We start from the raw sequence: 20,632 nt of genomic DNA, 5'->3' as shown, positions 1-20,632 counted from the left end.
CCGCCCCCAAAGTTGTCCTGCTGCCATTGCCGCCCAGGCACGGCCGAGTTGAGTGGGCAGCGTATCGTCCATGATCTTCATACGGTCGTCCGGTTCCCTCATCCGGGCGGAAGGCAGGCAAGATGGGGGCGTGACCCTTATCGATCAGCTGCCCCCGACCGACGACCCCGACGCCCTCTTCGAGGCTTTCTCGTCATGGACGAAGACGCAGGGCATCACCCTCTATCCCGCTCAGGAGGAGGCGCTGATCGAGGTGGTCTCCGGCGCGAACGTGATCCTTTCCACCCCGACCGGCTCCGGAAAGAGCCTGGTCGCGGCTGCTGCGCACTTCACCGCCCTGGCCCAGGACAAGGTCACCTTCTACACCGCACCGATCAAGGCGCTGGTCTCGGAGAAGTTCTTCGACCTGTGCAAGCTGTTCGGTACGGAGAACGTCGGCATGCTCACCGGCGACGCCTCCGTCAACGCCGACGCCCCGGTGATCTGCTGCACGGCCGAGGTGCTGGCCTCCATCGCGTTGCGCGACGGGAAGTACGCCGACATCGGCCAGGTCGTGATGGACGAGTTCCACTTCTATGCGGAGCAGGACCGGGGCTGGGCCTGGCAGATCCCGCTCCTGGAGCTGCCGCAGGCCCAGTTCGTCCTGATGTCGGCCACGCTCGGTGACGTCAAGATGTTCGAACAGGACCTGACCCGCCGCACCGGCCGCCCCACTTCCGTGGTGCGCTCCGCGACCCGGCCGGTCCCGCTCAGTTACGAGTACCGGCTGACCCCGATCACCGAGACCCTCACCGAACTCCTGGAGACCAGGCAGTCGCCCGTCTACATCGTGCACTTCACCCAGGCCGCGGCCGTCGAGCGGGCGCAGTCGCTGATGAGCATCAATATGTGCACCAAGGAGGAGAAGGAGAAGATCGCCGATCTCATCGGCAACTTCCGCTTCACCACCAAGTTCGGGCAGAACCTCTCCCGCTATGTGCGCCACGGCATCGGCGTGCACCACGCGGGCATGCTGCCGAAGTACCGGCGGCTGGTGGAGAAGCTCGCCCAGGCGGGTCTGCTGAAGGTGATCTGCGGTACGGACACACTCGGCGTCGGCGTCAACGTGCCCATTCGCACAGTGCTGTTCACGGCGCTCACCAAGTACGACGGCACCCGCGTCCGTACGCTGCGCGCACGTGAGTTCCACCAGATCGCGGGCCGCGCGGGCCGGGCCGGATTCGATACGGCGGGCTTCGTCGTGGCGCAGGCGCCCGAGCACGTCATCGAGAACGAGAAGGCCGTCAAGAAGGCGGGCGACGACCCGAAGAAGAAGCGCAAGGTGGTCCGCAAGAAGGCCCCCGAGGGCTTTGTCGCCTGGTCGGAGACCACCTTCGACAAGCTGATCCAGTCCGATCCGGAGCCGCTGACCTCCCGCTTCCGGGTCACGCACACGATGCTCCTGTCCGTGATCGCGCGCCCCGGCAATGCCTTCGAGGCGATGCGGCATCTGCTGGAGGACAACCACGAGCCGCGCAGGGCGCAGCTGCGTCACATCCGCCGGGCCATCGCGATCTACCGCTCGCTGCTGGACGGCGGCGTCGTGGAGCAGCTCGACAAGCCGGACGCGGAGGGCCGGATCGTCCGGCTCACCGTCGATCTCCAGCAGGACTTCGCGCTCAACCAGCCGCTGTCCACCTTCGCGTTGGCGGCGTTCGACCTGCTGGACCCCGATTCCCCCTCGTACGCGCTGGACATGGTCTCCGTCGTCGAGTCGACGCTCGACGACCCGCGGCAGATCCTCGCAGCCCAGCAGAACAAGGCGCGCGGCGAAGCGGTCGGGCAGATGAAGGCGGACGGAGTCGAGTACGAGGAGCGCATGGAGCTGCTCCAGGACGTCACGTACCCGAAGCCGCTGAGCGAGCTGCTGTGGCATGCCTACGACGTGTACCGCAGGAGCCACCCGTGGGTGGGCGACCACCCGGTGTCGCCGAAGTCCGTGATCCGTGACATGTACGAACGCGCCATGACGTTCACGGAGTTCACCTCCAACTACGAGCTGGCCCGTACCGAGGGCATCGTGCTGCGCTATCTCGCGGGCGCGTACAAGGCTCTTGAGCACACCATCCCGGACGACATCAAGTCCGAGGACCTTCAGGACCTGATCGCCTGGCTCGGCGAGATGGTCCGTCAGGTGGACTCCAGCCTCCTCGACGAGTGGGAGCAGCTCGCCAACCCGGAGGTGGAGACCGCTGAGGAGGCGCAGGAGCGGGCCGACGAGGTGAAGCCGGTCACGGCCAACGCCCGCGCCTTCCGGGTGCTGGTGCGCAACGCGATGTTCCGCCGGGTGGAGCTGGCCGCGCTGGACAAGGTCGCCGCGCTCGGCGAGCTGGACGGCGACGCGGGCTGGGACGAGGACGCGTGGGGCGAGGCTATGGACGCCTACTGGGACGAGTACGAGGATCTGGGCACCGGTCCGGACGCCCGCGGGCCGAAGCTGCTGAAGATCGACGAGGACGCCCCGCACGGCCTGTGGCGGGTCCGGCAGACCTTCGCCGACCCGAAGGGCGACCACGACTGGGGCATCAGCGCCGAGATCGATCTGGCGGCCTCCGACGAAGAGGGCCGGGCGGTCGTCAGGGTCACCTCGGTCGGCCAGCTGTGACCTCGCCCGCCATGCATCCGGCACCCCTGCGAGAGTGGAGACGAACCGCATGACGAACCCCGCCGAGCGCCTGGTCGACCTCCTCGATCTGGAGCGGATCGAGGTCAACATCTTCCGCGGGCGCAGCCCCGAGGAGTCTCTTCAGCGGGTCTTCGGCGGCCAGGTCGCCGGGCAGGCGCTGGTGGCGGCCGGCCGTACCACCGACGGGGACCGGCCTGTCCATTCGCTGCATGCCTACTTCCTGCGTCCGGGGCGTCCGGGTGTGCCGATCGTCTACGACGTCGAGCGCGTCCGGGACGGCCGGTCGTTCACCACTCGCCGGGTCACGGCCGTCCAGCAGGGCCGGACGATCTTCAATCTGACGGCGTCCTTCCACCGGCCGGAGGAGGCGGGCTTCGAGCACCAGCTGCCGCCCGCCCGCGAGGTCCCCGACCCCGAGGGGCTGCCGACCGTCGCCGAGGAGGTGCGTGAGCACCTCGGGGCGCTTCCGGAGGCGCTGGAGCGCATGGCCCGTCGGCAGCCCTTCGACATCCGGTACGTCGACCGGCTGCGCTGGACGCAGGAGGAGACCAAGGGCGCGGACCCGCGCAGCGCGGTCTGGATGCGTGCGGTCGGCCCGCTGGGCGACGATCCGCTGGTGCACACCTGCGCGCTGACGTATGCCAGTGACATGACACTGCTCGACGCGGTCCGTATCCCGGTGGAGCCGCTCTGGGGTCCGCGCGGTTTCGACATGGCGTCGCTGGACCACGCGATGTGGTTCCACCGGCCGTTCCGGGCGGACGAGTGGTTCCTCTACGACCAGGAGTCGCCGATCGCAACAGGCGGACGAGGGCTGGCGCGCGGCCGGATCTACGACCGCGGAGGCAATCTGCTCGTGTCCGTGGTGCAGGAGGGGCTGTTCCGCCGCCTGGGCGAGTAGCCGTGCCTGGGCTCAGATGCCGGGGAGCGGGTCCTGCTCGACCTCGTGGCGGCGGGTGCGGATGTCCGGGGGCGCCGGGTGCAGTTTGGCGTCGCAGGCGGGGCCGAGGCCGGTGCGGCGCGACTCCGTACCGGTGAGCGGACGCCCGCACATGCGGCAGCGCACCACCCGTCGGCGGGCGGTCCGGTCGGCCGGGCCGTCGGGCAGCGGCTCGACGCCGGATTCGGGGAAGGGTTCGGCGGACTCCACGAATCGATCTTCTCAAGACGCCCGTCTACTCTGCGACTTCCGAACGGCGCACAACGGAGGAGTTCGCGGGTGAGCAGCGTGCTGACATTGGAGTCGGTCCCCCAGCCGAAGAAGGGCAAGAAGGCGAAAGAGGACATCGCCCCTGATGCGGTCGCGCCCATCGGCCATGTCGTCAAGTTCGCGGACGAGCCCGGCGGGGAGTCCCGGGTGGTCGCCCATGTGGAGCGCGAACTGCCGCAGGGTGGGATACCCGCGTACCTCGCGGCCCGCAAGGCGGGTGCGCGTTCCTTCGTCCTGTGGGCCGACCCCGATCGCCGGGCCCGGGTGGCGACCCTGGTCACCACGTCCGCGGCCGATGGCGTCGCCACGTACCAGGTGCTGGGCGCGCAGGGTGAGCCCATCGGCACACTCGTCCGCGAGAAGGCCCTCTCCGGGAAGGGGCTGCGGACCCGCTGGACGGTCACGCAGACCGGTTGCCAGGAGGCGGTCGGCCTCAAGGGCCGGGTCTTCTGGTGGTACGTGTGGTGGCTGCTGTTCCCCGTCCAGGTGGCCATCGGCGTGGGCAGCCTTCTGAGCGGCAGCGGCGATGTGGCGCGGGGGCCGCGGCGCATCATCTGGCGGGCCGGCCAGGATGTCCCGCTGGAGTTCCGGTCGGACGACGACGAGATCCATGTCCACGCACCGTGGGTCGACTGGCGGCTCGCAGCCGCGCTGACGGCGCTGATCCGCACCTTCGACAGCTGGATGGGCACTCCCTGGGACGACAAGCGGCAGTGAGCCGCAGCGGCGCCGGTGGTTGGCCCGGACCCGTCAGGGGGCGAGGATTCTGGCCTTCTGGGCCGCGAACTCGCTGTCGCTCAGCACTCCTTGACTCTTGAGGTCACCGAGTTCCTTGAGCTGAGCGATCTTGTTGCTCATCTCGTCCTCCGGTGCGAGAGACGTGGGAGCGGGCGACGGAGGCGCTGCGGGGGCGGGCTGGGCCGCCTGTGCCTGCGCGGCGTCCTGCCGCGCCCAGCGGCCCGCCTGCCGCCGGGAGACCCGGTTGGAGACCGAGGTGGCGGTTCCGGCGATCACCGCTGTACGGGCGACGCCGCGAAGAAGGCCTGGCATGGTGCATCTCCTTTGACTGGCTCTGCGGGAACGGTTCCGCCCGACCGAGGGGCAGCGGGGACGGTCGGCCCGACGAGACCGTAAACGGCTCAGACCCTGGACTCGGCCGCGTCGAGCGAGGCCAGGACCTCCTGGATCGCGATACGCCCGTTGGCGACGAGCCGGCCTCCGGAGCGGCGCAGCGCGGCCGCGAGGGGTCCCGCCCACACGTTCTCGTAGATGAGGATTCCGGCAGCGCTGCCGGGTTCGAGGACCGTGCTCGCCTCGTCGATGTCGTCCTGGCCGAGCAGGCCCGAGGACGCCCCTTCGAACACGGCGAGGTCTTCGCCGCCGTCCCCGGTCACCTCGGAGAGTTCCACGCCCTCGACCGTTCCGTCCTGGTTCTTCCTGACGAAGATCAGATCCAGGATCCGGATGATGCCCCGGTCGACCAGGTCGACCAGCAGGGGCAGCCCTTCTCCCGTCATCCGGCTTCCCGCCGGGAACTCGATCACCAGGTAGTCGATCGGTCCCGTCTCGTCGCTCTCGCCGCTCACGCCAGCTCCTCAGAATGTCGACTGCCCCGGTTCCGCCGGAGACCACGGCCTTGGCCATTGCAACAGCGGGTGGACCGCAGCGCATCTCGGCCATGGACGTGGGGTGAGCCTGGACCTCATTGGGCCATTGGACGGACAGCGGGTCCCTCCAATGGCCGAGTGGTGCGAGCCGCCCCCTCCCGTCCCCCGCCGCCACGGATGGTTGTCGCGCGCGGGCGGCCTGCGGAGCGGGCCCGGATTCCTGCGGGGAGGCGCAGACGTGACGGCCGACCAAGTGCTGGTGGGCATGGGCCTCATCGTGGTGCCGGCGGTCGGCTCCCAACTGCTGGCGAGCCGGTTGCGTGTGCCCGCCCTGCTGATCCTGCTGCCGGTCGGCTTCATCACCGGGGCGCTGACGGACAACATCAATCCCGAGAAGCTGCTGGGCGTCGCGTTCTCGCCACTGGTCTCCCTGGCGGTGGCGGTGATCCTCTACGACGCCGGACCCGGCCTGGACATCAAGAAGCTCCAGGGCCGTACGCGGCGCATCGTGGTCCGGCTGATCTGGCTCGGGGCGCTCCTCACCTGGGTGTCTGCCGCCCTGTTCGCCATGCCGGTGCTGAACATGTCCAAAGGCGCGGCCGTGATGCTGGGCGCGATCCTGGTCGTGCCCGGGCCGACGGTCGTCGGGCCGCTGCTCGACTTCGTACGGCCGACCGAGCGACTGCAACGCATCCTCATCCGGGAGTACGACTTCAACGCACTCGCCTCCATGACCCTGCGGGAGAGCGTCGAAGGTCCGGTCCACCGTCTCGGGCCGCCCGCCGACAGTCAGGGCGTGGTGGCGCCGTACACCGCGGCGAGGCCCTCTTCGGTGCGGGGCTGACAGGTCCGGAGCCGGCCCGGCGGTACGAGGCCGGGACCCGGGTGGTGGCCCACCGGGTCGACGGAGCCGTCCCGGCCGGGCACGACGTGCTGTTCGTCGTCCGCCCGGACGGGCGACCCGCCCCGGTCACCAACAACCGCACCCCGGCTGCACATCCGGGAGACGTCGCCGTCCTGCTGAGTCCCCCGTCCAGGCAACTGTCGGCCTGATGGCCGTCGCCTGATGGCCATCGTCAGCGGCACTCCCGGTCGCGCGCCCGGTCCAGCGCCTCGTCGAGGTTTCGTCCCGGTGCATCATCCGCGTGCTCACATCGGAGGCCCGTCTTTGCCGTTGTGACCCCGTGGGCGGCGGCCCGCCCACGGCGCTGCTCCAAGCGAATGGCCGTACGGAAATCACCGCCCGCACACAGCGGGGGCATCGCGGCCACGTGACCGCATTGTGCTAACTCCTTGTGGACGCTTGCGGAGCAGCGTGTTCCAGATGGGTTCCGACACCGAGGAGACGACGATCATGCCGGCCACCACCACGGCGCCGCCGGACCCCTTCACACTGATCCGCACCCGCGCTTACGCCATGCTCCTCGTGGTAGCGGCGCTTCTCGGAATCCCGATCTCGGTGGTGGCGTTCGGCTTCCTCGCCCTCGTCCACGAACTCCAGTCGCTCACCTACGACGACCTGCCCAGGGCGCTGGGCTTCACCGGCACGCCCTCGTGGTGGCCGGTGCCGCTGCTCGCCGTGGCCGGCCTTCTGGTCGGGCTGACCGTCCGCCACCTCCCCGGGAAGGGCGGCCACCGGCCCGCCGACGGTCTCATGAACACGGGGGCGCCCTCGGCGGTGGAGCTGCCCGGCATCGCATTCGCGGCGCTCGCCTCGCTGGGTGTCGGGGCCGTGCTCGGTCCCGAGGCGCCGCTCATCGCGCTCGGCGGTGGTCTGGCCGTGTACGCGGTGCGTCTGGTCAAGCCCGGCATCAGCCCCAAGGCGAGTGCCGTGGTGGGAGCCGCGGGGAGCTTCGCCGCCATCAGCGCACTGCTGGGGTCTCCGCTCCTGGGTGCATTTCTCCTGATGGAGGCCTCGGGGCTGGCCGGGATGTTGCTCGGGATGGTCCTGGTGCCGGGACTGCTCGCCGCCGGCATCGGGGCGCTCATCTTCACCGGTCTCGGCTCATGGACCGGCCTGGGAACGTACTCCCTGGCGCTCCACCATGTGCCCCACGCCGAGGAGCCCGACATCGCGCAGTTCGGCTGGGCAGTCGTGCTGGGCCTCACGGCAGCCATCGCCGGCGCGGGCATTCAGCGGCTGGCCCTGTTCCTTCAGGCGCGGGTCGAACGGCGGACGGTGGTGGCCACCGTGGTCATGGGCCTGGTCGTCGGTCTGGTGGCGTTCGTGTACGCGCAGGGCACGGGAAGGGACGCATCCGGGGTGCTGTTCTCCGGGGAGAGCGCGCTCGACCCGCTGCTCTCCCAGAGCGCGGGCTACTCCGCTGCCGCGCTCCTGGTGCTCGCCCTGTGCAAGGCGCTGGCGTACTGCGCGTCCTTGAGCAGCTTCCGGGGAGGCCCCGTCTTTCCGGCGATGTTCGTAGGAGCGGCGGGCGGACTCGCGCTGTCCCATCTCCCCGGGCCGAATCCGACGTCGGGCTTCGCGATGGGCATCGGTGCCATGTGCGTGGCGATGCTGAAGCTGCCGATGACCTCGGTGCTGCTGGCCACCTTGCTGCTGGGGTCCGAGGGCGTCACCGTCATGCCGCTGGTGATCGTCTCGGTCGTGGTCTCCTATGTCGTCACGCTCAGGCTCACTCCGTCATCGGCCACCCTGCCTCCGGCACCCGACGCTCCGACGGGTGCCGGCTCCCGACCGGATCGAGGATGACGGGCAGGCCGTGGTCTCAGGCCCATTCCTCCTCCTGCGGACCCGCGCAGAGCGCCCAGAGGATGAAGACGTTGATGGCGATGAGCACGATGGCCCAGAACGGGTAGAAGGGCAGCCACAGGAAGTTGGCGAGTGCACCCAGGCCTGCGAGCACGATGCCCACGACGCGTGCCCATGCGGCCCCGGTGAACAGCGCACAGCCGGCGAGGACTATGACGATGCCCAGAATGAGGTGGATCCAGCCCCAGCCGGGGAGGCTGAACTGGAACACATAGTTGCGTGTGGCGACGAAGACGTTGTCCTTGGCGATGGCGGCGATCCCTTCGAAGATCGCCATCGCTCCGCCGAAGATCATCAGAACCGCCGCGAAGGCGGTCCAGCCGTACCGGAAGGGGTGATGCGAACTCGGGGTGGCGTCACGCGCCACACTCGGCCCGGTGCTGGCACTGGCCATATCGGCCTCCTCGGGTAGCAGAGCAACCCGGCAGACCCGAGTGGGCCCGCCGGGACCTCCCCGAACAAGCGTGGCACGACAGCACCCGGTCAGCAGAACGATGACGTCCGGCCGTCGCCCATGACATAGTTTTCTCCAATCAGGGATATTGTCTCTACTGTGAGAGAATCCGAAGGGGTGGAGCCCGGCTCCGTCGACGCCCGGCTCGCCGCGCGGCTTGGTGAACTGCGCACCGAACACGGCTGGTCGCTGGATGAGCTGTCCCGGCGCAGCGGGGTGAGCCGCTCCACGCTGTCCCGGCTGGAGCGCGGCGAGTTGAGCCCGACCGCCTCCCTTCTCGGCAAGTTGTGCACGGTCTACGAGCGGACGATGTCCCGGCTGCTGATGGAGGTGGAGGCGGAACCACCGCAGCTGGTCCCCGCCGCGCGGCAACCGGTGTGGCGGGACGAGGCATCGGGCTTCGTACGCCGCTCGGTCTCGCCGCCGCACACCGGTCTGCGCGCGGAGGTTATCGAGGGCACTCTCGACGCCGGAGCCGCCGTCGCATACGAGAACGCGCCGGTGTCCGGTGTGGAGCAGCATGTCTGGGTGCTGGAGGGGACGGTGGAGATCACCGTCGACGGCACCGTGCACACCGTGCGCAGAGGCGACTGCCTGCGCTTCCGGCTGCGCGGCCCTTCGCGCTTCCACTGTCCGGGACCGGAACAGGTCCGCTACGCACTGATGATCGTCCTGCCGTGAATGTTGTGAAGCCGTGAAAGGACCCGTCTCATGACCGAGATCGCCCCGGTCTCCGGACCCGAACTGGTCACCTACGCCGATGAGTTGGCCGCCCTCCTGGTGGAGACCGTGAACGGCGGATCGTCGGTGGGATTTCTCGCGCCGCTGGACCGCGACGTGGCCGCTGCCTGGTGGCGGGAGAGGGCCGGGGCCGTCGATGCGGGACACCTTCAGATCTGGATCGCCCGGGACGCGGAACGGCTGGCCGGGACCATCGGCCTGGTCCGGGCTCCGCTGCCGAATGCCCGTCACCGTGCGGAGGTTGCCAAGCTGATGGTCCGTCCGTCGGCCCGCGGCCAGGGTCTCGGCAGGTCGCTGCTCGCCGCCGCCGAGCGGTCGGCCGCCGATGCGGGAGTCACACTGCTGGTGCTGGACACCGAGAGCGGCAGTCCTGCCGAACGGCTCTACCGTTCGGCAGGCTGGGCGGAGTGCGGATCGATTCCGGACTACGCCTGCGACCCGGCAGGGGTCCTGAAACCGACAACCCTCTACTACAAGGCGGTCGGCTCCGCACAGGGAGCATCGGATCGTCCGGCGAGCCCGTCCACGTCCTTGTAGGCAACCCCCTCGGCTGAATCCGGGCGATCGGGTTCGTACCGATCAACCTGTGGGCGTGACAATGGCTGTGGAAGTCACCCTCACAAGGAGAGCCTCATGACGCTGCACGACATCCCCCTGCGCACGCTCACCGGCGAGCCCACCTCCCTGGCCGACTACCGTGGCCGGGCGGTCCTGTTGGTGAACGTCGCGTCGAAGTGCGGACTCACCCCGCAGTACGCCGGCCTGGAACGACTCCAGAACGAGTACGCCGGCCGCGGCTTCACCGTGCTCGGCGTGCCGTGCAACCAGTTCGCCGGGCAGGAGCCGGGGAACGCGGAGGAGATCCAGACCTTCTGCTCGACGACGTACGGTGTCAGCTTCCCGCTGCTGGAGAAGACCGACGTGAACGGAGAGGGGCGCCACCCTCTCTATGCCGAGCTGACCGCACTCGCGGACGAGGACGGCGAGGCCGGTGACGTCCAGTGGAACTTCGAGAAGTTCCTCATCTCGCCTGCGGGCGAGCCGGTTGCGCGCCTGCGCCCGCGCACGGAGCCGGAGGCCCCGGAGCTCATCGCAGCCATCGAGTCCCAGCTGCCCGCCTGACCGTTTCCGTCCTCGATGACGGACGGCCGCTTCGCCCTCAATCGCCGGACGGGCCGGAATTTCAGCCTGCCCGGCGATTGAGGACAGCCGGCGCCGGGGTGCGGGCCGCACGAGCGTGAACCGTGCACACCGCCGCCCCCGCCCCGGGCTAGCGGATCGGCATGCCCGAGAGGGTGCGGGCGATCACCAGGCGCTGGATCTCGCTCGTGCCCTCGAAGATCGTGTAGATCGCCGCGTCCCGGTGCATCCGCTCCACCGGGTATTCACGGGTGAAGCCGTTGCCGCCGAGGATCTGCACGGCCTGCGCGGTGACCTTCTTCGCCGTCTCGCTCGCGTACAGCTTGGACATGGAACCCTCGGCCGAGGTGAACGGCTTGCCGGTGGTCGCCATCCAGGAGGCGCGCCAGACCAGCAGCCGGGCCGCGTCGATCTGCGTACGCATGTCGGCGAGCTGGAAGGCGACGCCCTGGTTGTCGATGATCGGCCGGCCGAACTGGGTGCGGGTCTTCGCGTAGTCCAGCGCGACCTCGTACGCGGCACGGGCGGTGCCGACCGCCATGGCACCGACCGCGGGGCGGGAGGCCTCGAAGGTGGCCATCGCCGCGTTCTTCACCCGCTCGCCACCGGACGCGGCGCGCTCGCGGGCCCGGGCCAGGCGCTGATCGAGCTTCTCCTTGCCGCCGAGCAGGCAGTGGCCGGGGACACGGACGTCCTCGAGGACGACCTCGGCGGTGTGCGAGGCACGGATGCCGTGCTTCTTGAACTTCTGCCCCTGGGAGAGGCCGGGGGTGTTCGGCGGCACGATGAACGAGGCGTGCCCCTTGGAGCCGAGCTCCGCGTCGACCACGGCGACGACGACATGGACGCCTGCGATGCCGCCGTTGGTCGCCCAGGTCTTGGTGCCGTTCAGCACCCACTCGTCCTTGGCCTGGTCGTACACCGCGCGGGTGCGCATCGAGGCGACATCGGAACCCGCGTCCGGCTCGGAGGAGCAGAAGGCGGCGACCTTTACATCGTCGGCGTCGCCGTACATCTGCGGGATCCAGGTGCCGATCTGCTCCTCGGTGCCGTTGGCGAGGACGCCCACGGCCGCCAGGCCCGTACCGACGATCGACAGGGCGATGCCCGCGTCCCCCCAGAAGAGCTCCTCCATTGCCATCGGGATGCCGAGGCCTGTCGGGTCGAAGAACTGCTGGGCATAGAAGTCGAGGGAGTAGATGCCGACCTTGGCCGCCTCCTGGATGACGGGCCAGGGCGTTTCCTCACGCTCGTCCCACTCCGAAGCCGCCGGCCGGATCACATCCGCGGCAAAGCCGTGAAGCCAGTCACGGACCTGCTTCTGGTCATCGTTGAGTTCGAGCGTGAACTCGGCCATGTTCCCCTCCACGTACTGCCCTGAAAATCCACTCGTTACTTGCGGTAACCGCAGTCTGTTACCGACAAGTAGCCCCTGTCAACCGCCCGGGTGCCGATCCGCACCCCGCAGGACGGGGTGTTACGTTGCGCAGGCAGGACGCAATTGCATGGCCAGGGGTGGGGAGAGGCGACATGGAGACCACACGACAGGCCGAGCGCCAGCGAACAGCGGCCGAGAGCCGCCGCCGCGAGCTGCTCGAGGCCGCCGACCGCGTGGTGCTCAGGGACGGGCCGGGGGCCTCGATGAACGCCATCGCGGCGGAGGCCGGAATCACCAAGCCCATCCTCTACCGGCACTTCGGCGACAAGGGCGGCCTCTACCGCGCCCTCGCCAAGCGCCACACCGATGCCCTGCTCATCGCTCTGCGGGCGGCGCTCGACGCACCCGCCGAGCGCCGCCGGCGCGTGGAGTCGACGCTCGACACCTATCTCGCGGCGATCGAGGCCCGGCCGCAGGTCTACCGCTTCCTGATGCACCCGTCCGACGACTCGGCACCCTCGACCGAGCAGGGCTTCGATGTCGGAAGGCACTCCGCACCGCTGCTGCGCCGGCTCGGCGAGGAGCTCGCCCTGGTGATCGCCGAGCGGGTGGACCTGGGCCCGGACAGCGAGGCCATGGCCCGCATCTGGGGCCACGGCATCGTCGGCATGATGCACGCGGCGGGCGACTGGTGGCTGGGGGAACGCCCTTGCTCCCGCGAGCAGTTGGTGCGCAGCCTGGCGGATCTGCTGTGGGGCAGGCTGGCCGACGCGGGCGACCGGCCCGGCGGCCCGGGATTCTGAGGGTCTGTGTGGTCAGCCGCCCGCCGCCCAGGGCGCCCGGCGGGCCGCGCGCAGCGCCCTCGCCCGGCGCAGCCCGGTCAGCCGGTCCGTGTACACCGTGCCTTCGAGGTGGTCGCACTCGTGCTGCAGGCAACGGGCGAAGAAGCCGGTGCCGGTGACCCGTACCGGCTCGCCCTCGACCGTCACGCCCTCGACGACGGCACGGTCGAAGCGCGGGGTGCCGGCCTCGATGCCGGGCAGCGAAAGACAGCCCTCCGGGCCGCGTACGGTGATGCCGTCCGCCTCGACCAGTTTCGGGTTGACGAGATGCCCGAGGTGACGGACGTCATCGTCGTCCGGGCAGTCGTAGACGAACACCCGCAGCGGAACGCCGACCTGATTGGCCGCGAGTCCGACTCCCTGGGCCGCGTACATGGTGGCGTACATGTCCTCGACGAGGCGGGCGAGCGAGGGACCGAAGTCCGTGACGGGTTCGCAGGCACCGTGCAGCACCGGATCACCGAGCAGACTCATGGCACGAATCAGTCCGGAACTGCCGGGGATCGGGCGGTTTCGCATGGAGGCAATCGTACGTTCCACGTGACCTCCACCTCCCCGGCGGTGCCGCGGTGCGGTCGCCGCGCCGGACATCGATAGGCTGGGCGTGGACCGATGCAAGGAGGATCTAGGACGATGGCAGGCAACACGGAGCCGCTGTCGCCGCGGGCCAAGCTGGCCGTGACGGCGGGTAAGGCCGCGGCAGCGGTGTCGCGCGCTGCTGGGCGCGGCAGCGGATCGGTGATCGGCGGCCGGGTGGCGCTCAAGCTCGACCCCGACCTGCTGGGGCGGCTGGCGCAGCACCTGGACGTGATCCTCGTGTCGGCGACGAACGGCAAGACAACGACGACCCGGCTCATCGCCGAGGCACTGCGGGCCGCGGGCCCGGTCGTGTCGAACGCGCTCGGAGCGAACATGCCGGCGGGCATCACCTCGGCGCTGGCAGGCGGCTCGGACGCGAAGTACGGCGTGATAGAGGTCGACGAGAAGTACCTCGCCGGTGTCGCTCGCGACACGACGCCCAAGGTGATCGCGCTGCTCAACCTCTCCCGCGACCAGCTGGACCGCGCCGCGGAGACCCGGATGCTCGCGGAGAAGTGGCGTGAGGGGCTGTCCGGTTCGAAGGCCGTGATCGTCGCCAACGCCGACGACCCGCTGATCGTCTGGGCGGCGTCCTCCTCCCCCAATGTGGTGTGGGTCGCGGCCGGCCAGGCGTGGAAGGACGACGCCTGGTCCTGCCCGTCCTGCGGCGGTGTGATGCAGCGTCCCGGCGACGACTGGTTCTGCGGCGAGTGCGGATTCCGCCGCCCCGCCCCCAGCTGGGTGCTGCACGGCGACTACGTCCTGGACCCGCACGGATCGGCGTGGCCGATCCACCTCCAGCTGCCCGGCCGCGCCAACAAGGCCAACGCCACCAGCTCCGCCGCCGTGGCCGCCGTCTTCGGTGTGCCGCCGCAGGTCGCGCTGGAGCGCATGTACCAGGTGCAAGCCGTCGCGGGCCGCTACGACGTGGTCAGTTTCCTCGGCCGTGAGCTGCGACTGCTGCTGGCGAAGAACCCGGCGGGCTGGCTCGAAACGTTTTCCCTGATCGACCCGCCGCCCACCCCGGTGATCCTCTCGGTCAACGCCCGTGGCGCGGACGGCACGGACACCTCCTGGCTGTGGGACGTGGACTACACCCAGCTCGCCGGTCACCCGATCTTCGTGCTCGGCGACCGCAAGCTGGACCTCGCGGTCCGTCTCGAAGTCGCCGGTCTCGACTTCCGGGTCTGCGAGAACCTCGACGAGGCCGTGCAGCAGGCCCCGCCCGGCCGTATCGAGGTCATTGCCAACTACACCGCCTTCCAGGAGCTGCGCCGTCGTGTCGGCAACTGACCCCGGCCCCGGCCACCTCCGGAGAGGACGAAGCATGAGCAACAACGGTCTGCGTCTGGTCTGGGTCTACCCCGACCTCCTCAGCACCTACGGCGACCAGGGCAATGCGCTCGTGGTGGAGCGCCGGGCCCGCCAGCGCGGTCTCGACGTGCAGCGCGTGGATGTCCGCAGTGACCAGCCGGTCCCGACGTCCGGCGACATCTACCTGATCGGCGGCGGTGAGGACCGGCCGCAGCGCCTCGCCGCGGAGCGGTTGCGCCGCGACGGCGGGCTCAGCCGGGCCGCGTCCAACGGCGCGATCATCTTCTCGGTCTGCGCCGGGTACCAGATCCTCGGCCATGAGTTCATCAACGACCTGGGTGAGCGCGAGCCCGGTCTCGGGCTGCTCGACGTGGTCTCCACCCGCGGCGAGGGGGCCCGGTGCGTCGGTGACGTACTGGCCGACATCGACCCGCGCCTCGGCCTGCCGCCGCTGACCGGTTTCGAGAACCATCAGGGCATCACCCATCTCGGCCCGACGGCACGGCCGTTCGCCCGGGTGCAGTTCGGCGGGGGCAACGGCACCGGCGACGGCACCGAGGGTGCGTACAACGACACCGTCTTCGGTACGTACATGCACGGGCCCGTGATGGCGCGCAACCCGCTGATCGCGGATCTGCTGCTGAAGCTGGCGCTCGATGTCAACGCCCTGCCGCCGACGGACGACCGCTGGTACGAGGCGCTGCGCGCCGAGCGCATCGCCTCGGCGACCCAGCCCGCCTGATGAGGCGCAGAGCGTCCGGCAATCGGGGGGTGGGAGAAGGAGCGGGGCTGGGTGCGTGCAGCTGCAAGGCGGAGGATTGAGCCAACGCGATGGGGTCTCCCCTGCTCGAGCGAAGCCGAGAGCTCGGGGAAGTCGGTGACCGACGACAACGCCGCAGGTGTGCGTGCCCAGCCCCGCGACGCCGCCCCCCCCCGATTGCCGGACGCTCTTGCTTTCGCTCAGCTGAGCGGAGTCCAGCAGGCGGACGCCCGGTTCGGTCCCGCCACCCTGCGCCGGTAGGGTGGCGGGGATCCAACCGGACGACGTGGTCCGGTCGTCGGCCCACGTTGCAAAGGTTTCCCGGGCAATGCGAATTGGTGTGCTCACCTCCGGCGGCGACTGCCCCGGCCTCAACGCCGTCATCCGTTCCGTCGTGCATCGCGCGGTGGTCGACCACGGCGACGAGGTCATCGGCTTCCACGACGGGTGGAAGGGCCTCCTCGAGTGTGACTACCGCAAGCTCGACCTCGACGCGGTCGGCGGCATTCTCGCCCGCGGCGGTACGATCCTCGGCTCCTCCCGGGTCCAGCCCGCCCATCTGCGAGGCGGCGTCGAACAGGCCAGGGGCCATGTCGCCGATCTGGGTCTCGACGCGATCATCCCGATCGGCGGTGAGGGCACTCTCAAGGCGGCCAATCTGCTCTCCGAGGCGGGCCTGCCGATCGTCGGCGTACCGAAGACGATCGACAACGACATCGCCTCCACCGATGTGACCTTCGGCTTCGACACCGCCGTCGGTGTCGCCACCGAGGCCCTCGACCGGCTGAAGACCACCGCCGAATCTCACCAGCGGGTGCTGATCGTCGAGGTCATGGGCCGCCACACCGGCTGGATCGCCCTGCACTCGGGCATGGCGGCCGGTGCGCACGCCATCGTCGTGCCGGAGCGCCCCTTCGACATCGACGAGCTGACCGAGCTGGTCGGCAAGCGCTTCTCGGCCGGCAAGAAGTTCGCGATCGTCGTCGTCGCCGAGGGCGCCAAGCCGCGCCAGGGCGGCTCCATGGAATTCGAGCAGGGCACCAAGGACATCTACGGGCACGAGCGGTTCGCCGGCGTGGCCACGCAGCTCTCCGTCGAGCTGGAGCAGCGCCTGGGCAAGGAGGCCCGCCCGGTGATCCTCGGCCATGTGCAGCGCGGCGGCACCCCCACCGCGTACGACCGTGTTCTCGCCACCCGTTTCGGCTGGCACGCGGTGGAGGCCGCGCACCGCGGCGAATTCGGCATGATGACGGCGCTGCGCGGCACGGACATCGCGATGGTGCCGCTGGCTGAGGCCGTGGAGACCCTCAAGACGGTCCCGGCCGAGCGCTACGCCGAGGCGGAGTGCGTGCTCTGAGCGACACCCCTGTCCGACGAACTGCCCCCGGCCGCAGCTGCGGCCGGGGGCAGTTCTACTCTGGTCGGGACAACCGGCACGAAACGGGGATGTCCCCAGCGGGAGTGAACAGATGGATCACAGCGGGCACGGCATGAACATGGATCTGCCGCCGTTCACGCTGGGACGCGGGCTCCAATTCTCCGCGGACCCGTTCTTTCTCATCGGCTGTGTGCTCGCCATCGGCCTGTACGCGTACGCTGTGCTGCGGCTGCGCAGACGCGGGGACAGCTGGCCGGCCGGCCGGATCGTCTTCTTCGTCGTCGGCGTGCTGTCCATCGCCCTCGTGATGTGCACCAAGCTGAACGACTACGGCATGGTCATGTTCAGCGTGCACATGGTGCAGCACATGGTGATCAGCATGCTGTCGCCGATCCTGCTGCTGCTGGGCGCTCCGGTGACTCTGGCGCTGCGTGCGCTCCCGGTCGCGGGGCGTGACCGCACCGGCCCGCGTGAGCTGCTTCTCATGTTGCTGCACAGCCGGTACATGAAGATCATCACGCATCCGGTCTTCACGATTCCGCTCTTCATCGCCAGCTTGTACGCGCTGTACTTCACCCCGCTCTTCGACTTCCTGATGGGTTCGAAGACCGGGCACATCGCGATGATGGTGCACTTCCTCGCGGTCGGTCTGGTGTTCTTCTGGCCCATCATGGGCGTCGACCCGGGGCCGCACCGGCCCGGCTATGTGATGCGGATGCTGGAGCTGTTCGCGGGGATGCCGTTCCACGCGTTCTTCGGTATCGCGCTGATGATGGCGACGACGCCGATGGTGGAGACGTACAAGAACCCACCGGCCTCGCTCGGCGTCGACGCGTTGAGCGATCAGAACTGGGCGGGCGGCATCGCCTGGGCATTCAGCGAGATCCCGTCGGTGCTGGTGCTGATCGCGCTGGTCTTCCAGTGGTACCGCTCCGAGCAGCGCACGGCGAAGCGCTCCGACCGGGCTGCCGACCGGGACGGGGACAAGGAGCTGCAGGCGTACAACGCCTATCTCGCCTCGTTGCAGGCGCGCGGGCAGTAGCGGTGGGCATGCCTCCGGGGTGACGATGGCATCCACGGCCGCGCGGCCGATGAGGAGGGTGCGGGCATGTCCGGATCCACGAAAACCATGGGAGTGATCACCGTGGCGGCACTGGTGGCGGTCACCGCCTACACGGTGGCGCTGGGGAGCAGCGGCTGGCTCTGGTTCGGATGGGTGGTGCTCGGTCTGATCACTCTGGGGATGGCTGCGACGCGCGAGTCCTGAGCCGGGTGGGTCTCACCCGGCTCAGGCCGGCCGGGCTCAGGCCGGCCGGGCTCAGAAGCGGAAGACCGGTCCGGTGACCGCGTCCATCACGCAGGCGTTGGGGAACGTCCGCTGCCAGCGGACGGGGTGCCCGTCCCAGTTACCGGTGGCGGTGGCCGTCACCGGGTCGTACCCCTCGACGCACAGACGCGGGCTGCCGGGCAGGGCGTCCAGATCGCCTTCCGCCCGGTCGATCGCCGCGCAGGCCGCGGCCGCATGGGGGTGACGGGCGTCCGGGGCGGCCGGGCAGAACAGTGCGACGCCACGGATCCAGGTGTTCTCGCTGCCCGAGACGGTGAGGAGGAACCCGCGGTCCGGCACCGGGTCCTTGGACTGGGCGGCCGCGGCAGGCACCGCGACGGTGAGAGTGAGCAGGGCAGCGGCGGCGGGAGCGGCGCGCAGGCGCATCGGAGAACTCCTGTGGCTCGGGGGATCCGGGGCGTCCCGGGACGGACCGGGTGCGTCTCAGGCGTCCTGGACGGCCCGCATTCGGGTACCCGGCAAGATGATCTTTTGAGTTCGCACCGGGCAAGGAACCGCGCCGCGGGTCCCACCCTCCGGAGTCAGTCGGCGGGTCCGGCTGGAGTACCGCCCGGCGGGTGCCCTGCACCCGGACGCATCCTGCCGGCGGGTCACCCCGAGCGTCTGTCCTCTCCCAGGTCACGGGGCCCTTGACGTTCGGATCACAGTGCCGCCGGAGCAGCGGCACGGATCCGAGGGGCTCTCGTGATGGGGAACCATGCCCCCCCTCGGCCTCCCCGACGGAATCGGCCGTCGCCGTCCGTACGGGCGGCGACGGGGCCGAGGGCCGGGCGAGGAACACGTCAGGCACGATCCGCCCCTGTCCTCTCCCGGCAGGGGGGCGGCCGGTCTTTCTCAGGCGGGCTGAATCCCGGGGCGGCCCGCCTCGGTCACCAGCGAGGTGCGGGTCGACACAGGGGCGCCGGGGGTGGTGACGTACGGGAGGACCCGGAAGTCGGCGCGGCAGCTCTCTTTGGTCAGCGAGCAACGTACGTATCCGCGCTGGAAGTTGGTGAACTTGATGTGCTCGTTGGCCGCGAGCAGTCTGGCCCCGGAGGGGTCCAGGTCCATCCCGTCCTTCGAGGTGGATATGGACGAGCCGACGAACTCGACGCCGAGCGTGGGCGATTCGGGGTCGTCGAAGTTCTGCTTGAGATCGGCGGCGAGGTGACGGTGCATGTCACCGGTGAGTACGACGGGGTTGCTCACGCTGCGGTCGGTGATCTCCTTGAACAGCCGCCTGCGTGCGTCCACATAGCCGTCCCAGAAGTCCATCACGAATGCCTGGCCCGGACCGGGGTCGGTGTCGACCTGGGTCACGGGGATCTGCTGGGAGATCAGGTTCCACGTCGTGTCCGACCGTCCGAGGCCGCGGTAGAGCCACTGCTCCTGTTCCGGGCCGAGGATGGTACGGCCGGGTGCGAGCCGTTCGTCGCAGCCGCTCTTGGTGCCGTCGCCGCAGGGCTGGTCGTCGCGGAAGAGCCTGGTGTCGAGGATATGGAACGTGGCCATCCGCCCGTAGCGCAGGCTGCGGTACATCCGGGCCTCGAAGCCGTTCGGCTTGTTCGGCAGCCTCAGCGGCAGATGTTCGTAGTACGCCTGGAAGGCCGCCGCCGCGCGTTGCCGGAAGACCGCCGGGTCCTGGTCGGGTTCGGTGTCGGCCTTGGACCTGTCGCGTGCCCAGTTGTCCTCGACCTCGTGGTCGTCCCAGACGACGGCGAACGGGTGGACCTGGTGGGCGGCGATGAGGTCGGGGTCGAAGCGGTGGAGGGCGTGGCGATTGCGGTACTGGACGAGGTCCATCGGCTCGGGGCGCAGTTCGGCGGCGACGGGGACGTTGCGTACGCCGCCCATCCCGTCGATGGCGTTCTCGTAGATGTAGTCGCCGAGGTGCAGGACCAGGTCGACATCCTCCTCGGCGAGGTGCCGGTAGGCGGTGTAGAAGCCTTCGAACCACGCCTGGCAGGAGACGAACGCGAAGTCGATTTCCTTGGGACGGCTGTGCGGCGGGGGTGCGGTGCGGGTGCGGCCGACAGGGCTGTGCACACCGCCGGCGCGGAAGCGGTAGTAGTAGTGCCTGCCCGGCTGCAGCCCGGAGACCTCGACGTGGACGGAGTGGGCGAGTTCGGGCACTGCGCGGGTCCGTCCCCGGCGTACGACGGATCGGAAGCGTTCGTCGCGGGCGACCTCCCACTGGACGTCGACGGAGTACGGCGGCATGCCTCCGGCCCCGTCGGGGGCGAGGGGCTGGGGCGCGAGGCGGGTCCACAGCACGAATCCGTCCGGCCATGGATCGCCGGAGGCGACCCCCAGAGTGAACGGGTCGTGGTGGAAGGGGGCGTCACCCCAGGCGTTGCCCGACGACAGGCCGGCCGCGGCGAGGGCCATCCCGACCGTCCCGCCGAGCATCGCCCGTCTGCCGAACCCTCCGGTGCCGCCTGACCCACTGTTCATGTGCATGGAGCTC

At 69.7% G+C, this 20,632-nt stretch carries 22 protein-coding genes and 1 pseudogene; 15 read left to right on the top strand and 8 right to left on the bottom strand.

Going from position 1 to position 20,632, the window contains the following annotated elements; translation table 11 throughout:
• Nucleotides 1-70 precede the first annotated feature (70 nt).
• Nucleotides 71-2,644 (top strand): DEAD/DEAH box helicase, encoded by a 2,574-nt coding sequence (locus ACZ7IB_RS32690; RefSeq protein ID WP_470917526.1) that lies wholly within the window; start codon nt 71-73, stop codon nt 2,642-2,644.
• Between the two features lie 49 nt (nt 2,645-2,693).
• Nucleotides 2,694-3,566 (top strand): acyl-CoA thioesterase, encoded by an 873-nt coding sequence (locus ACZ7IB_RS32685; protein WP_470917524.1) that lies wholly within the window; start codon nt 2,694-2,696, stop codon nt 3,564-3,566.
• Between the two features lie 12 nt (nt 3,567-3,578).
• On the opposite strand, the gene ACZ7IB_RS32680 is transcribed toward ACZ7IB_RS32685, so the two are convergent.
• A complete protein-coding gene (locus ACZ7IB_RS32680; RefSeq protein WP_385650348.1) occupies nt 3,579-3,815 on the bottom strand; it encodes a DUF6011 domain-containing protein in 237 nt (78 codons plus the stop codon).
• 69 nt (nt 3,816-3,884) lie between these two features.
• Here ACZ7IB_RS32680 and ACZ7IB_RS32675 point away from each other — a divergent pair, with 69 nt between their 5' ends.
• Nucleotides 3,885-4,592: a hypothetical protein gene (locus ACZ7IB_RS32675; protein WP_470917523.1), complete on the top strand. Its 708-nt coding sequence runs from the start codon at nt 3,885-3,887 to the stop codon at nt 4,590-4,592.
• Between the two features lie 33 nt (nt 4,593-4,625).
• Here ACZ7IB_RS32675 and ACZ7IB_RS32670 read toward each other — a convergent pair whose 3' ends face one another.
• The gene (locus ACZ7IB_RS32670; protein ID WP_470917521.1) at nt 4,626-4,925 is read right to left on the bottom strand and encodes an SHOCT domain-containing protein; all 300 of its coding nucleotides are present in this window, start codon (nt 4,923-4,925) and stop codon (nt 4,626-4,628) included.
• An 89-nt stretch (nt 4,926-5,014) separates the two neighbouring features.
• Entirely contained in the window at nt 5,015-5,461 is a 447-nt protein-coding gene (locus tag ACZ7IB_RS32665; RefSeq protein WP_470917520.1) for a DUF6325 family protein, read from the bottom strand.
• A gap of 259 nt (nt 5,462-5,720) precedes the next feature.
• Between ACZ7IB_RS32665 and ACZ7IB_RS32660 the strand changes: the two are divergent.
• From ACZ7IB_RS32660 to ACZ7IB_RS32650, 3 genes and pseudogenes are all read left to right on the top strand, one after another.
• Nucleotides 5,721-6,188: pseudogene (locus ACZ7IB_RS32660) on the top strand (cation:proton antiporter domain-containing protein); the annotation flags it as partial.
• A 182-nt stretch (nt 6,189-6,370) separates the two neighbouring features.
• Nucleotides 6,371-6,535, top strand: a complete 165-nt coding sequence (locus ACZ7IB_RS32655) for a hypothetical protein (RefSeq protein WP_470917519.1) — start codon at nt 6,371-6,373, stop codon at nt 6,533-6,535.
• Nucleotides 6,536-6,806: 271 nt separating this feature from the next.
• The gene (locus ACZ7IB_RS32650) at nt 6,807-8,192 is read left to right on the top strand and encodes a chloride channel protein (protein WP_470917518.1); all 1,386 of its coding nucleotides are present in this window, start codon (nt 6,807-6,809) and stop codon (nt 8,190-8,192) included.
• A 16-nt stretch (nt 8,193-8,208) separates the two neighbouring features.
• On the opposite strand, the gene ACZ7IB_RS32645 is transcribed toward ACZ7IB_RS32650, so the two are convergent.
• Nucleotides 8,209-8,646 carry a DUF7144 family membrane protein gene (locus ACZ7IB_RS32645; RefSeq protein WP_470917517.1) on the bottom strand — a complete coding sequence of 146 codons (438 nt, stop codon included), beginning with the start codon at nt 8,644-8,646 and terminating at the stop codon, nt 8,209-8,211.
• A 159-nt stretch (nt 8,647-8,805) separates the two neighbouring features.
• On the opposite strand from ACZ7IB_RS32645, the gene ACZ7IB_RS32640 reads away from it, so the two are divergent.
• From ACZ7IB_RS32640 to ACZ7IB_RS32630, 3 genes are all read left to right on the top strand, one after another.
• Nucleotides 8,806-9,387, top strand: a complete 582-nt coding sequence (locus ACZ7IB_RS32640) for a helix-turn-helix domain-containing protein (protein WP_470917516.1) — start codon at nt 8,806-8,808, stop codon at nt 9,385-9,387.
• A 30-nt stretch (nt 9,388-9,417) separates the two neighbouring features.
• Nucleotides 9,418-9,984 (top strand): GNAT family N-acetyltransferase, encoded by a 567-nt coding sequence (locus ACZ7IB_RS32635; RefSeq protein ID WP_470917515.1) that lies wholly within the window; start codon nt 9,418-9,420, stop codon nt 9,982-9,984.
• Nucleotides 9,985-10,080: 96 nt separating this feature from the next.
• Nucleotides 10,081-10,569, top strand: coding sequence for a glutathione peroxidase (locus tag ACZ7IB_RS32630; RefSeq protein ID WP_470917514.1), 489 nt, complete (start codon nt 10,081-10,083; stop codon nt 10,567-10,569).
• A 148-nt stretch (nt 10,570-10,717) separates the two neighbouring features.
• Here ACZ7IB_RS32630 and ACZ7IB_RS32625 read toward each other — a convergent pair whose 3' ends face one another.
• A complete protein-coding gene (locus tag ACZ7IB_RS32625) occupies nt 10,718-11,944 on the bottom strand; it encodes an acyl-CoA dehydrogenase family protein (protein WP_470917512.1) in 1,227 nt (408 codons plus the stop codon).
• A 173-nt stretch (nt 11,945-12,117) separates the two neighbouring features.
• On the opposite strand from ACZ7IB_RS32625, the gene ACZ7IB_RS32620 reads away from it, so the two are divergent.
• Nucleotides 12,118-12,768 carry a TetR/AcrR family transcriptional regulator gene (locus tag ACZ7IB_RS32620; RefSeq protein WP_327276626.1) on the top strand — a complete coding sequence of 217 codons (651 nt, stop codon included), beginning with the start codon at nt 12,118-12,120 and terminating at the stop codon, nt 12,766-12,768.
• A gap of 12 nt (nt 12,769-12,780) precedes the next feature.
• On the opposite strand, the gene def is transcribed toward ACZ7IB_RS32620, so the two are convergent.
• The gene (def, locus tag ACZ7IB_RS32615) at nt 12,781-13,326 is read right to left on the bottom strand and encodes a peptide deformylase (RefSeq protein ID WP_470917510.1); all 546 of its coding nucleotides are present in this window, start codon (nt 13,324-13,326) and stop codon (nt 12,781-12,783) included.
• A 114-nt stretch (nt 13,327-13,440) separates the two neighbouring features.
• Between def and ACZ7IB_RS32610 the strand changes: the two genes are divergently transcribed.
• The 5 genes from ACZ7IB_RS32610 to ACZ7IB_RS32590 all read left to right on the top strand — a co-directional run bounded on the left by ACZ7IB_RS32610 (nt 13,441) and on the right by ACZ7IB_RS32590 (nt 18,105).
• Nucleotides 13,441-14,679 carry a Mur ligase family protein gene (locus ACZ7IB_RS32610; protein WP_451817936.1) on the top strand — a complete coding sequence of 413 codons (1,239 nt, stop codon included), beginning with the start codon at nt 13,441-13,443 and terminating at the stop codon, nt 14,677-14,679.
• Nucleotides 14,680-14,713: 34 nt separating this feature from the next.
• Entirely contained in the window at nt 14,714-15,442 is a 729-nt protein-coding gene (locus ACZ7IB_RS32605) for a type 1 glutamine amidotransferase (RefSeq protein WP_093893408.1), read from the top strand.
• A gap of 346 nt (nt 15,443-15,788) precedes the next feature.
• Nucleotides 15,789-16,817 carry a 6-phosphofructokinase gene (locus ACZ7IB_RS32600; RefSeq protein ID WP_470917508.1) on the top strand — a complete coding sequence of 343 codons (1,029 nt, stop codon included), beginning with the start codon at nt 15,789-15,791 and terminating at the stop codon, nt 16,815-16,817.
• Nucleotides 16,818-16,929: 112 nt separating this feature from the next.
• Nucleotides 16,930-17,880 (top strand): cytochrome c oxidase assembly protein, encoded by a 951-nt coding sequence (locus ACZ7IB_RS32595; protein WP_470917507.1) that lies wholly within the window; start codon nt 16,930-16,932, stop codon nt 17,878-17,880.
• A gap of 66 nt (nt 17,881-17,946) precedes the next feature.
• Nucleotides 17,947-18,105 (top strand): hypothetical protein, encoded by a 159-nt coding sequence (locus ACZ7IB_RS32590; protein WP_389799927.1) that lies wholly within the window; start codon nt 17,947-17,949, stop codon nt 18,103-18,105.
• A 51-nt stretch (nt 18,106-18,156) separates the two neighbouring features.
• On the opposite strand, the gene ACZ7IB_RS32585 is transcribed toward ACZ7IB_RS32590, so the two are convergent.
• Nucleotides 18,157-18,552, bottom strand: a complete 396-nt coding sequence (locus ACZ7IB_RS32585) for an SSI family serine proteinase inhibitor (RefSeq protein WP_470917506.1) — start codon at nt 18,550-18,552, stop codon at nt 18,157-18,159.
• 468 nt (nt 18,553-19,020) lie between these two features.
• Nucleotides 19,021-20,625, bottom strand: a complete 1,605-nt coding sequence (locus ACZ7IB_RS32580) for an alkaline phosphatase D family protein (RefSeq protein ID WP_470917504.1) — start codon at nt 20,623-20,625, stop codon at nt 19,021-19,023.
• Between the last annotated feature and the right edge of the window lie 7 nt (nt 20,626-20,632).

This window comes from Streptomyces sp. NPDC037301, assembly GCF_055602785.1.
Note: the sequence above shows the minus strand (reverse complement) of the source record. Positions and strands in the feature narration are given on the sequence as shown.

Bases quoted from the DNA above. Each gene is read 5' to 3' on its own strand.
- ACZ7IB_RS32690 (WP_470917526.1), top strand. From the start codon at position 71: ATGATCTTCATACGGTCGTCCGGTTCCCTCATCCGGGCGGAAGGCAGG.
- ACZ7IB_RS32685 (WP_470917524.1), top strand. From the start codon at position 2,694: ATGACGAACCCCGCCGAGCGCCTGGTCGACCTCCTCGATCTGGAGCGG.
- ACZ7IB_RS32670 (WP_470917521.1), bottom strand. From the start codon at position 4,925: ATGCCAGGCCTTCTTCGCGGCGTCGCCCGTACAGCGGTGATCGCCGGA.
- ACZ7IB_RS32650 (WP_470917518.1), top strand. From the start codon at position 6,807: ATGGGTTCCGACACCGAGGAGACGACGATCATGCCGGCCACCACCACG.
- ACZ7IB_RS32645 (WP_470917517.1), bottom strand. From the start codon at position 8,646: ATGGCCAGTGCCAGCACCGGGCCGAGTGTGGCGCGTGACGCCACCCCG.
- ACZ7IB_RS32635 (WP_470917515.1), top strand. From the start codon at position 9,418: ATGACCGAGATCGCCCCGGTCTCCGGACCCGAACTGGTCACCTACGCC.
- ACZ7IB_RS32630 (WP_470917514.1), top strand. From the start codon at position 10,081: ATGACGCTGCACGACATCCCCCTGCGCACGCTCACCGGCGAGCCCACC.
- ACZ7IB_RS32625 (WP_470917512.1), bottom strand. From the start codon at position 11,944: ATGGCCGAGTTCACGCTCGAACTCAACGATGACCAGAAGCAGGTCCGT.
- ACZ7IB_RS32620 (WP_327276626.1), top strand. From the start codon at position 12,118: ATGGAGACCACACGACAGGCCGAGCGCCAGCGAACAGCGGCCGAGAGC.
- def (WP_470917510.1), bottom strand. From the start codon at position 13,326: ATGCGAAACCGCCCGATCCCCGGCAGTTCCGGACTGATTCGTGCCATG.
- ACZ7IB_RS32610 (WP_451817936.1), top strand. From the start codon at position 13,441: ATGGCAGGCAACACGGAGCCGCTGTCGCCGCGGGCCAAGCTGGCCGTG.
- ACZ7IB_RS32605 (WP_093893408.1), top strand. From the start codon at position 14,714: ATGAGCAACAACGGTCTGCGTCTGGTCTGGGTCTACCCCGACCTCCTC.
- ACZ7IB_RS32600 (WP_470917508.1), top strand. From the start codon at position 15,789: ATGCGAATTGGTGTGCTCACCTCCGGCGGCGACTGCCCCGGCCTCAAC.
- ACZ7IB_RS32595 (WP_470917507.1), top strand. From the start codon at position 16,930: ATGGATCACAGCGGGCACGGCATGAACATGGATCTGCCGCCGTTCACG.
- ACZ7IB_RS32590 (WP_389799927.1), top strand. From the start codon at position 17,947: ATGTCCGGATCCACGAAAACCATGGGAGTGATCACCGTGGCGGCACTG.
- ACZ7IB_RS32585 (WP_470917506.1), bottom strand. From the start codon at position 18,552: ATGCGCCTGCGCGCCGCTCCCGCCGCCGCTGCCCTGCTCACTCTCACC.
- ACZ7IB_RS32580 (WP_470917504.1), bottom strand. From the start codon at position 20,625: ATGCACATGAACAGTGGGTCAGGCGGCACCGGAGGGTTCGGCAGACGG.